A 13135-nucleotide genomic window follows, 5' to 3' on the forward strand; every position below is an offset into this window, starting at 1 on the left:
GTGCTGGAGGATCCGTGGACCTGTCCCTGTCGACTCGCACTGTGCCCGGAGCTGGCGGCGACCGTACGGTCGTCGAGGTCGGTGGCGAGATTGATGTTTATACCGCGCCCAAGCTGCGCGAGCAGTTGGTCGAGTTGGTGAACGACGGCAGTTACCACCTGGTCGTCGACATGGAGGGAGTGGACTTCCTCGACTCCACCGGCCTCGGCGTGCTCGTGGGCGGCCTGAAGCGCGTGCGCGCCCACGAGGGCTCGCTGCGCCTGGTCTGCAACCAGGAGCGCATTCTCAAGATCTTCCGGATCACGGGCCTCACCAAGGTCTTCCCGATCCACACGTCGGTCGACGAGGCCGTCAACGCGGTCGACTGACCGGGGGGATCCCATGGCCACCGTTGAACTCCGCTTCAGCGCCCAGCCCGAGCACGTCCGTACGGCCCGCCTGGTGGCGGCCGCGGTCGCCCGCCGGGCCGGGGTGGACGAGGCGGTCCTCGACGAGGTGCGGCTCGCCGTCGGCGAGGCGTGTTCCCGTGCGGTCGGGCTGCACCGCAGCAACGGCGTCACCACGCCCATCCGGGTCGTGCTGACCGAGGAGGAGAAGACGTTCTCCATCGAGGTCGGTGACGAGGTGCCCGGTGCGGGTGCGGCCGCCGGTGTTCCCGGCGCGCGGGCCGAGGCCCCCGCGGAGGACGGCGACGCCGACGGCGAGGACGAGATGGGTCTCGCGGTGATCCGCGGGCTCGTCGACGACGTCGAGGTGACCGCCGGCGAGGACGGCGGCACCATCCGGATGAGCTGGCCCACCGCCCCCGCGGAGGCGGACGCGGACGTCCTGTCCTGACCCGCGCCCCCGCGACGGACCCATGAGGGAAGAGGCCCTGCCGCACGGCAGGGCCTCTTCCCTTTGCGCGTACCCCCTCGGGGCAATCGATGGATTCCGGCGGGGTGGAGCCTGCGGAAGCCGGTTTGTCCTGCTTCGGATGCCTATGATCCGTGCCCATGCACCCGCAACCGGAACTGGCCCAGGCCCCCGCCGCCCTCGCCGCGGCGGTGCTCACCAGCGGGAACCGGACGATCGTCGCCGTCGTCGCCGGTGTCGCCCTCGCCGCACTGGTCACCGCGCGGCTCTTCGGCCGCCAGGTGCTCAAGGCCGACGAGGGCACCCCGGCGATGCGACGGATCGCCGCCGCCGTGCAGGAGGGCGCCAACGCCTACCTCGCCCGCCAGCTGCGCACCATCGGCCTGTTCGCCGTCGTCGTCTTCCTCCTCCTCATGGCGCTGCCCGCCGACTCCTGGTCGCAGCGGGCCGGCCGTTCGCTGTTCTTCCTGGTCGGCGCCCTGTTCTCGGCGGCCACCGGATACGTCGGGATGCGGCTCGCGGTCCGGGCCAACGTCCGGGTCGCGGCGGCCGCGAGGGAGGCCGCGCCGACCCCCGGCGCACCCGGCCGCGACCCCGCCGAGGCCGCCCACAGGGCCATGCGGATCGCCTTCCGGACCGGGGGGGTCGTCGGCATGTCCACGGTCGGCCTGGGGCTGCTCGGCGCCGCCTGCGTCGTCCTCGTCTACGCCGCCGACGCGCCCAAGGTCCTGGAGGGCTTCGGCCTGGGCGCCGCCCTCATCGCCATGTTCATGCGGGTCGGCGGCGGCATCTTCACCAAGGCCGCCGACGTCGGCGCCGACCTGGTCGGCAAGGTCGAGCAGGGCATCCCCGAGGACGACCCGCGCAACGCCGCCACCATCGCCGACAACGTGGGCGACAACGTCGGGGACTGCGCCGGCATGGCCGCCGACCTCTTCGAGTCGTACGCCGTCACCCTGGTCGCCGCCCTCATCCTCGGCAAGGCGGCCTTCGGCGACCACGGCCTGGTCTTCCCGCTGATCGTGCCCGCGATCGGCGTCCTGACCGCCGTGATCGGCATCCTCGCCGTCGCGCCCCGGCGCTCCGACCGCGGCGGGATGCGCGCCGTCGACCGCGGCTTCTTCGTCTCCGCGGTCGTCTCGCTGGCCCTCGTCGCGGTCGCCGCCCTGGTCTACCTGCCGTCGTCCTACGCCGGGCTCGCCGGTGTCACCGAACCGGGGCTGACCGGCCACGACGGCGACCCGCGGGTCCTCGCGCTGGTCGCCGTCGCCATCGGGATCCTGCTCGCCGCGCTCATCCAGCGGCTCACCGGCTACTTCACCGAGACCGGCCGGCGGCCGGTCCAGGACATCGGCCGCTCCGCGCTCACCGGCCCCGCCACCGTCGTCCTCGCCGGCGTCGCCATCGGCCTGGAGTCCGCCGTCTACGCGGCGCTGCTCATCGCCCTCTCCGTCTACGGGGCCTTCCTCCTCGGCGGCGCCTCCGTGATGCTGGCGCTGTTCGCGGTCGCACTCGCGGGGACGGGGCTGCTCACCACGGTCGGCGTGATCGTCGCCATGGACACCTTCGGCCCGGTCGCCGACAACGCGCAGGGCATCGCCGAGATGTCCGGGGACGTCCAGGGTGCCGGCGCGCAGGTCCTCACCGAGCTGGACGCCGTCGGCAACACCACCAAGGCGATCACCAAGGGCATCGCGATCGCGACCGCCGTCCTCGCCGCCGCGGCGCTCTTCGGCTCGTACCGGGACGCCATCGCCACCTCGGTCGCCGAGGTCGGCGCGAAGGCCGGCGAGCTGACCCTCTCCATGGACATCTCCCAGCCCAACAACCTCGTCGGGCTGATCCTCGGATCCGCCGTCGTCTTCCTCTTCTCCGGACTGGCCGTCAGCGCGGTCTCCCGGTCGGCCGGTTCGGTGGTGTACGAGGTGCGGCGGCAGTTCCGCGAGCATCCCGGGATCATGGACGGCACCGAGACCCCCGAGTACGGGCGGGTCGTCGACATCTGCACCAAGGACGCGCTGCGCGAACTCGCCACCCCCGGGCTGCTCGCCGTTCTCGCCCCGGTCGCCGTCGGGTTCGCGCTCGGCGTCGGCCCGCTCGGGGCGTACCTCGCCGGGGCGATCGGCACCGGCGCGCTGATGGCGGTCTTCCTCGCCAACTCCGGCGGCGCCTGGGACAACGCGAAGAAGCTGGTCGAGGACGGTCACCACGGCGGGAAGGGCAGTCCGGCGCACGAGGCGACGGTGATCGGCGACACCGTGGGCGATCCGTTCAAGGACACCGCGGGGCCGGCCATCAACCCGCTCCTGAAGGTGATGAACCTGGTGGCGCTGCTGATCGCCCCGGCGGTGGTGCGCTTCGGGTACGGGGAGGACGAGAACGCCTGGGCGCGGGCCGGGATCGCGGTCCTGGCGCTGCTCGTCGTGGCGGTCGCGGTGGGCGTCTCCCAACGGCGTCCGGTGGCCGTCGCCTGACGTGGCGTCCGTCTCACTTCCGGGGCGCGCGAGCCGCCCGGAGGCCCGGTGGCGCTTGGTTCAAACGGATTCAACACGGGAGGAATCCATCGTACGAAAGGTGGAAGTCACCCGTGCGGCGTGTATGTTCCGGGGCCGAGAGTCTTGGAAGGGACCGATCCGGTGAACAAGAAGCTTGCGGCAGCGCTGTCCGGCGGTGCGGTACTGGTGCTCGTGCTGTCCGGCTGCAGCGACGACGAGGGCGACAAGGTCAACGACTGGGCCAAGTCGTTCTGCGACCAGGCGAAGCCGCAGATCCAGAAGCGGGCCGACGCCCACCAGATCATCATCTCGACCGCGGCGGACAGCCGTCCGGCGGAGATCCAGGCCGCGGACTCCAAGGCGTTCAAGGACATCGCGGACGCCGACCGGGCGCTGGCCAAGGCCGTGGAGAGCTCCGGCGTCCCGCCGGTCGAGAACGGCGAGAAGATCCAGAAGGACGTCGTCGCGGAGCTCAACGCGACCGCCGTCGCCTACGACGGGCTGAAGAAGCAGGTCGACGCGCTCGACCCGACGAACCAGCAGAAGTTCGCCGAGGGGCTGAAGGACGTCGCCGACGGCCTCACCAAGATCGAGAAGATGGACCAGAACGCGCTGGCCAACCTGGAGGACGGCGAGCTCGGCCAGGCCATGGCCAAGCAGCCGGGCTGCCAGAAGCCGACCCCGTCGGTGCCGAAGTCGCCGTCCGGCTCCGCCTCCCCGAAGGCGGGCGCCACGGCGACGCCGACCGCCTCCGCGTCCCCGAAGCCCAAGGCTTCGGCCTCCGCGGAGTAACACCCCGGCGCCTCGCCCCCGTCCGCGCCGATACGGCCGCCCGCCGCGGCGGCCGCATCGGCGCGCCGCCGTGCCGCGAGGCACCCGGCCCACGGGTGTGCCGCCGTACGGGCGTGCCGCCGTACGGGCGTGCCGCCGTACGGGCGTGCCGCCGTACGGGCGTGCCGCCGTACGGGCGTGCCGCCGTACGGGCGTTCCGCCCCTGCCCGGCCCCGCGGACCGCACAGTGGCGGACCGTCAGCATCCGTACCGCTCGCCCCCGGAATCGCCCGCCCCAGCACCACTCGCCCCCGGACCGGCCACGTCCGGACCGGCCACGTCCGGACCGGTCACGTCCGGACCGTTCCGCTCGGACTGTCGGTGCTCGGGCTGTCGGGGGTGGCGGTCACAATGGGACGCGTGAGTACGACCAGCCTGACCACCAGCCTTCCGGTGCCCGCGCACGCCGCCCGACTGCGCGAGGCCCTGCTCGCCGCGGACTTCACCGCCGACGGTCTGCTCGACCTGCTCGGTGCCCCCGCCTACGCGGCGCTCGCCCGCAGCGAGACCGTGCCCGCCCTGCGGGCCACCCGCGGCGACTCCCCGCTGGAGACCCTCGTCCGGCTCTTCCTGCTCCAGCGGGACGTCGAGTCCGGCCGGGCCGCCGCCGCCCTCCCGCTCGACGAGGCCCTGGCCGACGGCTGGGTGGTCGAGGAGGCCGGCGCCGTGCGGGCGACCGTCGACGTCCGGCCGTACGGCGGCCCGGACGGCGAGGACTGGTTCATCGTCTCCGACCTGGGCTGTGCCGTCGGCGGCGCCGGCGGCATCGGCAGCAAGGAGGAGGGGGTCGTGCTCGGCGTCGGCGGCGCCTCCACCACGCTCGCCGGCATCACCGTCCGCACCCCGGTCGCCGCCGCGCTCGACCTCGGCACCGGCTCCGGCATCCAGGCCCTGCACGCCGCCCAGCACGCCACCCTGGTCACCGCCACCGACCTCAACCCGCGGGCGCTGGACTTCACCCGGCTCACGCTCGCCCTCTCCGGGGCCCGCGAGGCCGAACTCCTGGAGGGTTCGCTCTACGAGCCGGTCGACGGCGACACGTACGACCTGATCGTCTCCAACCCGCCGTTCGTGATCTCCCCCGGCGCCGGCCTCACCTACCGGGACGGCGGGATGAGCGGCGACGACCTGTGCCGCACCCTCGTGCGGCAGGCCGGGGAGCGGCTGAACGACGGCGGGTACGCCCAGTTCCTCGCCAACTGGCAGCACGTCGACGGCGAGGAGTGGCAGGACCGGCTCCGCTCCTGGGTGCCGCGCGGCTGCGACGCCTGGATCGTCCAGCGCGAGGTGCAGGACGTCACGCAGTACACCGAGCTGTGGCTGCGCGACAGCGGCGACCACCGCGGCGACCCGGAGGCGTACCGGGCGGCGTACGACCGCTGGCTGGACGCCTTCGAGGCGAGCGGGACCCGGTCGATCGGCTTCGGCTGGATCACCCTGCGGCGCGACCCGGCGGTGGCGGCCGGGAAGGCCGAGCCGTCGATCGTGGTCGAGGAGTGGCCGCACCCCGTGGAGCAGCCGCTCGGCCCGGCCGTCCGCGCCCACTTCGAGCGCCAGGACTACCTCCGCACCCGCGACGACGCGGCCCTGCTCGCGGACAGCTTCACCCTCGCCCCCGAGGTCGTCCAGGAGCAGGTCGGGCTGCCCGGCGCGGAGGACCCCGAGCACGTCGTCCTCCGGCAGAACCGGGGCATGCGCCGCGCCACCCGGGTCGACCACGTGGGCGCCGGTTTCGCGGGCGTCTGCGACGGCACCCTCAGCGCAGGACGGATCCTCGACGCGATCGCCCAGCTCATGGGCGAGGACCCGGTGCTGCTGCGGGACCGCACCCCGCAGGCGATCCGGCTCCTCGTCGAGGAGGGCTTCCTCACCCCGGAGTCCCTGCTTCCGGCGGAGGAGAAGTAAGGAGGAGGGGGACGGAGTAGTGGGGCACTACCGGCCATCTTCGTGAAACCGGACGGCCCGGCCCGCGTCGTTCACCCGGAATTCGCGTCCCTGACGCCGGGAGGTGTCAGCCTCCCTTCCAGGACACCTCCGGGGGACACACACCGCGCGGGTACGGCGGCGGGACGGGAAGCGGGTACGGGCATGGAGAGCGGGCCGGCGATCTTCGCGGGAACGGCGTTCGCGCTGTTCGGAGGCGCGCTGCTGCTGTGGACCACGGTCCGCGTCCGGCAGGGCGAGCCCGTCGCGCTCGGCGTCGCCCCCCGGGCCGCCGCCGCCTTCGCGGGCCTCGCCGGGGCGGCCTTCCTCGTCCTCGGCGTCTGGTGCTTCGGCCGCCTCTGAGCCGCCGCCCGAGCCACTCGCTGAGACGCGCTCCACACCCGGTCGCCCCGCCGGTCCGCCGGTCCGGGCGGCAGGAAGGGCAGGAGTCGGGTTACCGTTCGAGTGGCCGTTGCGGGCTTTCGCCGTTTGACACGGGGGCGGGTTGTACCGTCACACTCCGCAGCGACGGGAGCGTCACCGTCCGTGGCGCTGCCGTGCGTGCCACGCCGTACAGGCCAGCCCCTGGCCCGCACGGGCCCGTACGGGCCTAGAGAGTGTCGACCGGAGAGAAGAGCGAAGTTGTCCCCGACCAGCGAGACCGCACACGGCGGCCGCCGACTCGTCATCGTCGAGTCGCCTGCCAAGGCGAAGACGATCAAGGGCTACCTCGGCCCCGGCTACGTCGTCGAGGCGAGCGTCGGGCACATCCGTGACCTCCCCAGTGGCGCCGCCGAGGTGCCGGAGAAGTACACCGGCGAGGTGCGCCGCCTCGGCGTCGACGTCGAGCACGACTTCCAGCCCATCTATGTCGTCAACGCCGACAAGAAGGCGCAGGTCAAGAAGCTCAAGGACCTGCTGGCGGAGTCCGACGAGCTCTTCCTCGCCACCGATGAGGACCGCGAGGGCGAGGCCATCGCGTGGCACCTCCAGGAAGTCCTCAAGCCCAAGGTCCCCGTCCACCGGATGGTCTTCCACGAGATCACCAAGGACGCGATCCAGCAGGCCGTGCGGAACCCGCGCGAGCTGAACAAGCGGATGGTCGACGCCCAGGAGACCCGCCGCATCCTCGACCGCCTCTACGGCTACGAGGTCTCGCCGGTCCTGTGGAAGAAGGTCATGCGCGGCCTCTCCGCCGGCCGCGTGCAGTCCGTCGCCACCCGGCTCGTCGTCGAGCGCGAGCGCGAGCGCATCGCCTTCCGCTCCGCCGAGTACTGGGACCTCACCGGCACCTTCTCCACCGGCCGCCCCGGCGACCCCAGCGACCCCTCGTCCCTCACCGCCCGCCTCGCCTCCGTCGACGGCAAGCGCGTGGCGCAGGGCCGTGACTTCGGCGCCGACGGACGGCTGAAGAGCGAGAGCGTGCTCCACCTCGACGAGGAGAAGGCCCGCGCGCTCGCCGCCTCCCTCGCCGACACCCGCTTCTCGGTCCGCTCGGTCGAGTCGAAGCCGTACCGCCGCTCCCCGTACGCGCCCTTCCGCACCACCACCCTCCAGCAGGAGGCCAGCCGCAAGCTCGGCTTCGGTGCCAAGGCGACCATGCAGGTGGCGCAGAAGCTGTACGAGAACGGCTTCATCACCTACATGCGTACGGACTCCACCGTGCTCTCCGACACCGCCGTCACCGCGGCCCGCGCCCAGGTGACGCAGCTGTACGGCGCCGACTACCTGCCGGAGAAGCCGCGCGTCTACGCCGGCAAGGTCAAGAACGCGCAGGAGGCGCACGAGGCGATCCGGCCTTCGGGTGATCGTTTCCGCACCCCGGCCGAGACCGGCCTGACCGGCGACCAGTTCAAGCTGTACGAGCTCATCTGGAAGCGGACCGTCGCCTCCCAGATGAAGGACGCCACCGGCAACTCGGTCACCGTGAAGATCGGCGGCACCTCCGCCGACGGCCGCGACGCCGAGTTCTCGGCCTCCGGCAAGACGATCACCTTCCACGGCTTCATGAAGGCGTACGTCGAGGGCGCCGACGACCCGAACGCGGAGCTCGACGACCGCGAGCGGCGCCTGCCGCAGGTCGCCGAGGGCGACGCGCTCGCCGCCGAGGAGATCACCGCCGACGGCCACGCCACCAAGCCGCCCGCCCGCTACACCGAGGCCACCCTGGTCAAGGAGCTGGAAGAGCGCGAGATCGGCCGCCCGTCGACGTACGCCTCGATCATCGGCACCATCCTCGACCGCGGCTACGTCTTCAAGAAGGGCACGGCCCTCGTGCCGTCCTTCCTCTCCTTCGCCGTGGTCAACCTGCTGGAGAAGCACTTCGGCCGGCTCGTCGACTACGACTTCACCGCCCGCATGGAGGACGACCTCGACCGCATCGCGCGCGGCGAGGCCCAGTCCGTGCCGTGGCTGAAGCGTTTCTACTTCGGCGAGGGCGAGGGGTCCGGCGGCGCGGCCGACGCGGGCAACGGCGACGGCGACCACCTCGGCGGCCTCAAGGAACTCGTCACCGACCTCGGCGCCATCGACGCCCGCGAGATCTCCTCCTTCCCCGTCGGCGACGGCATCGTGCTGCGCGTCGGCCGCTACGGCGCCTACGTCGAGCGCGGCGAGCGGGAGCAGGAGGGCTACCAGAAGGCCGACGTCCCCGAGGACCTCGCGCCCGACGAGCTCACGGTGGAGTACGCGGAGGAGCTGCTCGCCAAGCCGAGCGGCGACTTCGAGCTGGGCACCGACCCGGTCAGCGGCCACCAGATCGTCGCCAAGGCCGGCCGCTACGGCCCGTACGTCACCGAGATCCTCCCCGAGGACACCCCGAAGACCGGCAAGAACGCGGTCAAGCCGCGCACCGCCTCCCTCTTCAAGACCATGTCCCTGGACACGGTCACCCTGGAGGAGGCCCTCCAGCTCATGTCGCTGCCGCGGGTCGTCGGCGCCGACGCCGAGGGCGTCGAGATCACCGCGCAGAACGGCCGCTACGGCCCGTACCTCAAGAAGGGCACCGACTCGCGGTCGCTGACCAGCGAGGACCAGCTCTTCAGCATCACGCTGGAGGAGGCGCTGGCGATCTACGCCCAGCCCAAGCAGCGGGGCCGGGCCGCCGCCAAGCCGCCGCTGAAGGAGCTCGGCACCGACCCCGTCAGCGAGAAGCCCGTGGTCGTCAAGGACGGCCGCTTCGGCCCGTACGTCACCGACGGCGAGACCAACGCGACCCTGCGCACCGGCGACAGCGTCGAGACGATCACGCCCGAGCGCGGCTACGAGCTGCTCGCCGAGAAGCGCGCCAAGGCCCCGGCGAAGAAGACCGCCAAGAAGGCCCCGGCGAAGAAGACCGCGGCCAAGAAGACGGCCGCGAAGAAGACCACCGCGGCCAAGAAGACCGCGGCGAAGAAGACCACGACGGCCGCCAAGAAGACCACCACGGCGAAGAAGGCCGCGGCGGCCAAGCCGGAGTAGTCCGCGCCGGCCGGGCCGGAGCGGCCGCGCGCCGGAAGGACGGTGGGGCGCGCCGGAAGGACGGTGGGGAAGGGCGGGAGCGAGGCTCCCGCCCTTCCTACGTTTGTTCGGCTGTGGACCCGGTGAGCAAGGCCGTCCGGATAGGGTGGACGGATGACGCGAGCAGAGCAGCCAGAGCTTCTGGGCGACTCCGAAGCCGCACCCGCCCCCGGCGCCGCCCCCGTCTCCGACGCGGCCCTCGTCGCGGACTCCCGGGAGCGTGCCGTTCGGGCCCTCGTACGCCATCAGCCACTGCGACGGCTGTGGAGCGCCCAGGTCGTCGGCGGGGTCGGCGACGCCCTCGCCCTCCTCGTCCTCGTCCTGCTCGGCCTCCAGGCCGCCGTGACCGAGGGCGCCTTCGGCGGCGGCTACCGGGGCGCCGCCTTCGCGGTGACCGCCGTCGTCGGCGCCCGGCTGCTCGCCACCGTCCTCTTCGGCGCCGTCCTGCTCGGCCCGCTCACCACCTGGACGGCCCCCGGCGCGGCCCTCGACCGGCGGTGGACCATGCTCGGCGCCGACGGGCTGCGGATCGCGCTGCTCGTCATCGCGCCCCTGTGGATCGACTGGACCCCCGGCAGCGCCCTGTGGTTCCTGCTCGGCACCGTCTTCCTCACCGGCGCCGCCGAGCGCCTGTGGGCCGTCTGCCGCGACGGCGCCGCCCCGGCCCTGCTGCCCGCCGCGCCCGTCGAGGGCGACGCCGTCCGGCCGCTCCCCGACCACCTCGGCGCCCTGCGCACGCTCACCCAGCGCACCGGTTTCCTCGCCGTCCCGGCCGCCGCCGCCGTCCTGCTCGCCGCCACCCTCGTCGGCAACCTGCTGGGCTCCGGCATCGAATGGTTCTCGCTCCACCAGGCCGCCCTCGGCGCCTACGTCGCCGCCGGCCTCTTCGCCGCCTCCGCCAGCGTCCTCGCCGCGATGACCCTGCCCGGCGGACGCACCCCGCGCCCCCGCTCGCCGCTGGAGGGGCTGCGCCGCCCCGCCGCCGAGAAGGGCCGCACCGGAGCCGTACCGCTGCTCGTCCTGGCCTGCGCCACCGTCGCCGGCGCCATCGGCGCCGCCGCCTCGCTCGCCGCCCTGCACGCCTTCGACCTCGACGGCGGCCCCGTCACCTACGCCCTGCTGGTGCTCGCGCTCAGCGGCGGCACCGCCGTCGGCATCCGCACCGCCCGCTCCGTGCTTCCGGTGCTCTCCCGGCGCCGGCTGCTCGCCCTCGCCGTCACCGTCACCGGCGTCGCCCTGATCGCCGTCGGCCTCGTGCCCGACACCGCGACCGTGCTCCTCCTCGCCGTCCTCGCCGGGTACGCCGCCGGCGTCGCCGCCAACACCGGGCACGTCCTCATCGACCAGGAGACCGAGGAGCCGCGCCGGGAGCGCACCACCGCGCACCTCCAGGCGACCGCGCGCGTGGGCATCGCCGTCGGCGCGCTCGCCGCGCCGCTGCTGGCCGCCGCGATCGGCCCGCACCGCTTCGTCTCCGACTCCGGGAAGTTCGTCTTCGACCACGGCGGCGCCGCTTTCACCCTCGCCCTCGTCGGCGCGCTGCTGCTGCCCGTCGCCGCGCTCGTCCTCGCGAAGACCGACGACCGCGCGGGCGTGCCGCTCCGCCGCGACCTGCGCGACGCGCTGCGCGGCGCCGACCCGGCCCAGGCGCCCTCCGCCACCGGCTTCTTCATCGCCCTGGAGGGCGGCGACGGCGCCGGCAAGTCCACCCAGGTCCAGGCGCTCGCCGACTGGATCCGCGCCAAGGGCCACGAGGTCGTCGTCACCCGCGAGCCCGGCGCCACCCCCATCGGCAAGCGGCTCCGCTCGATCCTGCTCGACGTCTCCTCGGCCGGCCTGTCCAACCGGGCGGAGGCGCTGCTCTACGCCGCCGACCGCGCCGAGCACGTCGACTCGCTGGTCCGGCCCGCCCTGGAGCGGGGCGCCATCGTCATCACCGACCGGTACATCGACTCGTCCGTCGCCTACCAGGGCGCCGGCCGGGACCTGTCGCCGACCGAGATCGCCCGCATCTCCCGCTGGGCGACCGGCGGCCTCGTACCCCACCTGACCGTCCTCCTCGACGTCTCCCCGGAGACCGCCCGGGAGCGGTTCACCGAGGCGCCGGACCGGCTGGAGTCGGAGCCGCCGGAGTTCCACGCGCGCGTGCGGGCCGGTTTCCTCGCCCTCGCCGCCGCCGACCCGAGCCGCTACCTCGTCGTCGACGCCGGCCAGGAGCCCGAGGCCGTCACCACCGTCGTACGCCACCGGCTCGACCGGATGCTGCCCCTCTCCGAGGCCGAGGTGAAGGCCGCCGAGGAGGCCCGCAGGAAGGCCGAGGAGGAGGCCCGGCGGAAGGCCGAGGAAGAGGCCGCCCGCAAGGCCGAGGAGGAGCGCCTGGAGCGCGAGCGCCAGGCACAGCTCGCCAAGCTGCGCGCCGAGGAGGAGGAGCGCAAGCGGCGCGAGGAGGAGGAGGCCCGCCGGCTGGAGGCCGAGCGGCAGGCGGAGGAGGCCCGGCGGAAGGCCGAGGAGGCCCGGATCGCCGCCGAGGAGGAGGCCCGCCGGCGCGCGGCCGAGGAGAAGGCCCGCCGCGAGGAGGAGGAACGACTCCGCAAGCAGGCCGAGGAGGAGGCCCGGCTCCGCGCCGAGGCCGAGGCGCTCCGCCAGGAGAAGCAGCGCAAGGCCGAGGAGGCCCTGCTCCGCGCGGAGGAGGCCCGCCGGCTCGCGGCGGCGGCCGCCGCCGCCAAGGCGGCCGAGGAGGCCGCCGCCGCGGCGGAGAAGCTCGCCGCCGAACAGGCCGCGAAGGCGGCCGCGGAGAAGGCGGCCGCCGAGGCCGCGTCCAGGGCCGCCGCCCAGCGCGCGGCGGCGGAGAGGGCCGCGCGGGAGAAGGCCGCGGCCGAGCGCGCGGCGGCCGAGAAGGCGGCCCGGGAGAGGGCCGAGGCCGAGCGCCGGGCGGCCGAGGCGTCGGCCGCCGAGGTCACCGTCCAGACGCCGGTCGTGAAGCTCGCCAAGGACTCCGGTACGGCCCCGGCGGCGGGCGGCGACGCCCCGGCCGTCTCGCCGGACGAGGTCACCGTGGCGACCCCGGTCGTCCGGCCGGAGGACCCGCGCCGCGAGGCCGAGACCGCGATCCTGCCGCAGGTGCGCGACCGCGCGGCCGACGAGACCGCCGTGCTGCCGCCGGTGCGGGACACCGCCCCGGACGAGACCGCGGTGCTGCCGCGGGTGCGGGACGAGCGGCGGGCCGATCCGGTCGACCGGGTGCCGAGCGACTTCTTCCGCGACGAGCCGGAGGCCGGCGCGGGGGCGAACGACGTCACCCGCGAGCTGCCGCAGCTCGACGAGCAGGGCCGGCCGCGCCGCCGCTCCGACTGGGCCGAGGAGACCCCGCTGGACGACCTGCCGACCCTCGCGGACGAGCTGTTCGGCGGATACGAGGACGAGGACGGAGCCGGGGACGGCGACGCGACCGGCGGCCGGGGCCGCCGCCCGTGACACCGGCCCGGCCGGTGGTGGAGCCTGCTCCACCACCGGCCGGGCAGCCCGCTCCCTCC

8 protein-coding genes are annotated in these 13135 nt (G+C 74.1%); all 8 read left to right on the forward strand.

Annotated features, from left to right (window positions below; genetic code table 11):
• Nucleotides 1-14 precede the first annotated feature (14 nt).
• Entirely contained in the window at nucleotides 15-368 is a 354-nt protein-coding gene (locus ACFVU3_RS10075; RefSeq protein ID WP_030749286.1) for an STAS domain-containing protein, read from the forward strand.
• Nucleotides 369-381: 13 nt separating this feature from the next.
• Nucleotides 382-837 carry an ATP-binding protein gene (locus ACFVU3_RS10080; protein ID WP_390065288.1) on the forward strand — a complete coding sequence of 152 codons (456 nt, stop codon included), beginning with the start codon at nucleotides 382-384 and terminating at the stop codon, nucleotides 835-837.
• A gap of 158 nt (nucleotides 838-995) precedes the next feature.
• Nucleotides 996-3329 carry a sodium-translocating pyrophosphatase gene (locus ACFVU3_RS10085; RefSeq protein WP_390065290.1) on the forward strand — a complete coding sequence of 778 codons (2334 nt, stop codon included), beginning with the start codon at nucleotides 996-998 and terminating at the stop codon, nucleotides 3327-3329.
• Nucleotides 3330-3491: 162 nt separating this feature from the next.
• Nucleotides 3492-4142: a small secreted protein gene (locus ACFVU3_RS10090; RefSeq protein WP_390065292.1), complete on the forward strand. Its 651-nt coding sequence runs from the start codon at nucleotides 3492-3494 to the stop codon at nucleotides 4140-4142.
• A gap of 390 nt (nucleotides 4143-4532) precedes the next feature.
• Nucleotides 4533-6086 carry a methyltransferase gene (locus ACFVU3_RS10095; RefSeq protein ID WP_390065294.1) on the forward strand — a complete coding sequence of 518 codons (1554 nt, stop codon included), beginning with the start codon at nucleotides 4533-4535 and terminating at the stop codon, nucleotides 6084-6086.
• Nucleotides 6087-6269: 183 nt separating this feature from the next.
• Nucleotides 6270-6467 (forward strand): hypothetical protein, encoded by a 198-nt coding sequence (locus tag ACFVU3_RS10100; RefSeq protein ID WP_390065296.1) that lies wholly within the window; start codon nucleotides 6270-6272, stop codon nucleotides 6465-6467.
• A 279-nt stretch (nucleotides 6468-6746) separates the two neighbouring features.
• Nucleotides 6747-9563, forward strand: a complete 2817-nt coding sequence (gene topA / locus ACFVU3_RS10105) for a type I DNA topoisomerase (protein ID WP_390065298.1) — start codon at nucleotides 6747-6749, stop codon at nucleotides 9561-9563.
• A 153-nt stretch (nucleotides 9564-9716) separates the two neighbouring features.
• A complete protein-coding gene (gene tmk, locus ACFVU3_RS10110; protein ID WP_390065300.1) occupies nucleotides 9717-13076 on the forward strand; it encodes a dTMP kinase in 3360 nt (1119 codons plus the stop codon).
• The last annotated feature ends 59 nt before the right edge of the window (nucleotides 13077-13135 follow it).

It is taken from the genome of Streptomyces sp. NPDC058052 (genome assembly GCF_042885515.1).
Classification (GTDB): domain Bacteria; phylum Actinomycetota; class Actinomycetes; order Streptomycetales; family Streptomycetaceae; genus Streptomyces.

Excerpts from the sequence above, each read along its gene's own strand:
- ACFVU3_RS10100 (WP_390065296.1), top strand. The coding sequence starts at position 6,270 with ATGGAGAGCGGGCCGGCGATCTTCGCGGGAACGGCGTTCGCGCTGTTC.
- ACFVU3_RS10085 (WP_390065290.1), top strand. The coding sequence starts at position 996 with ATGCACCCGCAACCGGAACTGGCCCAGGCCCCCGCCGCCCTCGCCGCG.
- tmk (WP_390065300.1), top strand. The coding sequence starts at position 9,717 with ATGACGCGAGCAGAGCAGCCAGAGCTTCTGGGCGACTCCGAAGCCGCA.
- ACFVU3_RS10095 (WP_390065294.1), top strand. The coding sequence starts at position 4,533 with ATGGGACGCGTGAGTACGACCAGCCTGACCACCAGCCTTCCGGTGCCC.
- ACFVU3_RS10080 (WP_390065288.1), top strand. The coding sequence starts at position 382 with ATGGCCACCGTTGAACTCCGCTTCAGCGCCCAGCCCGAGCACGTCCGT.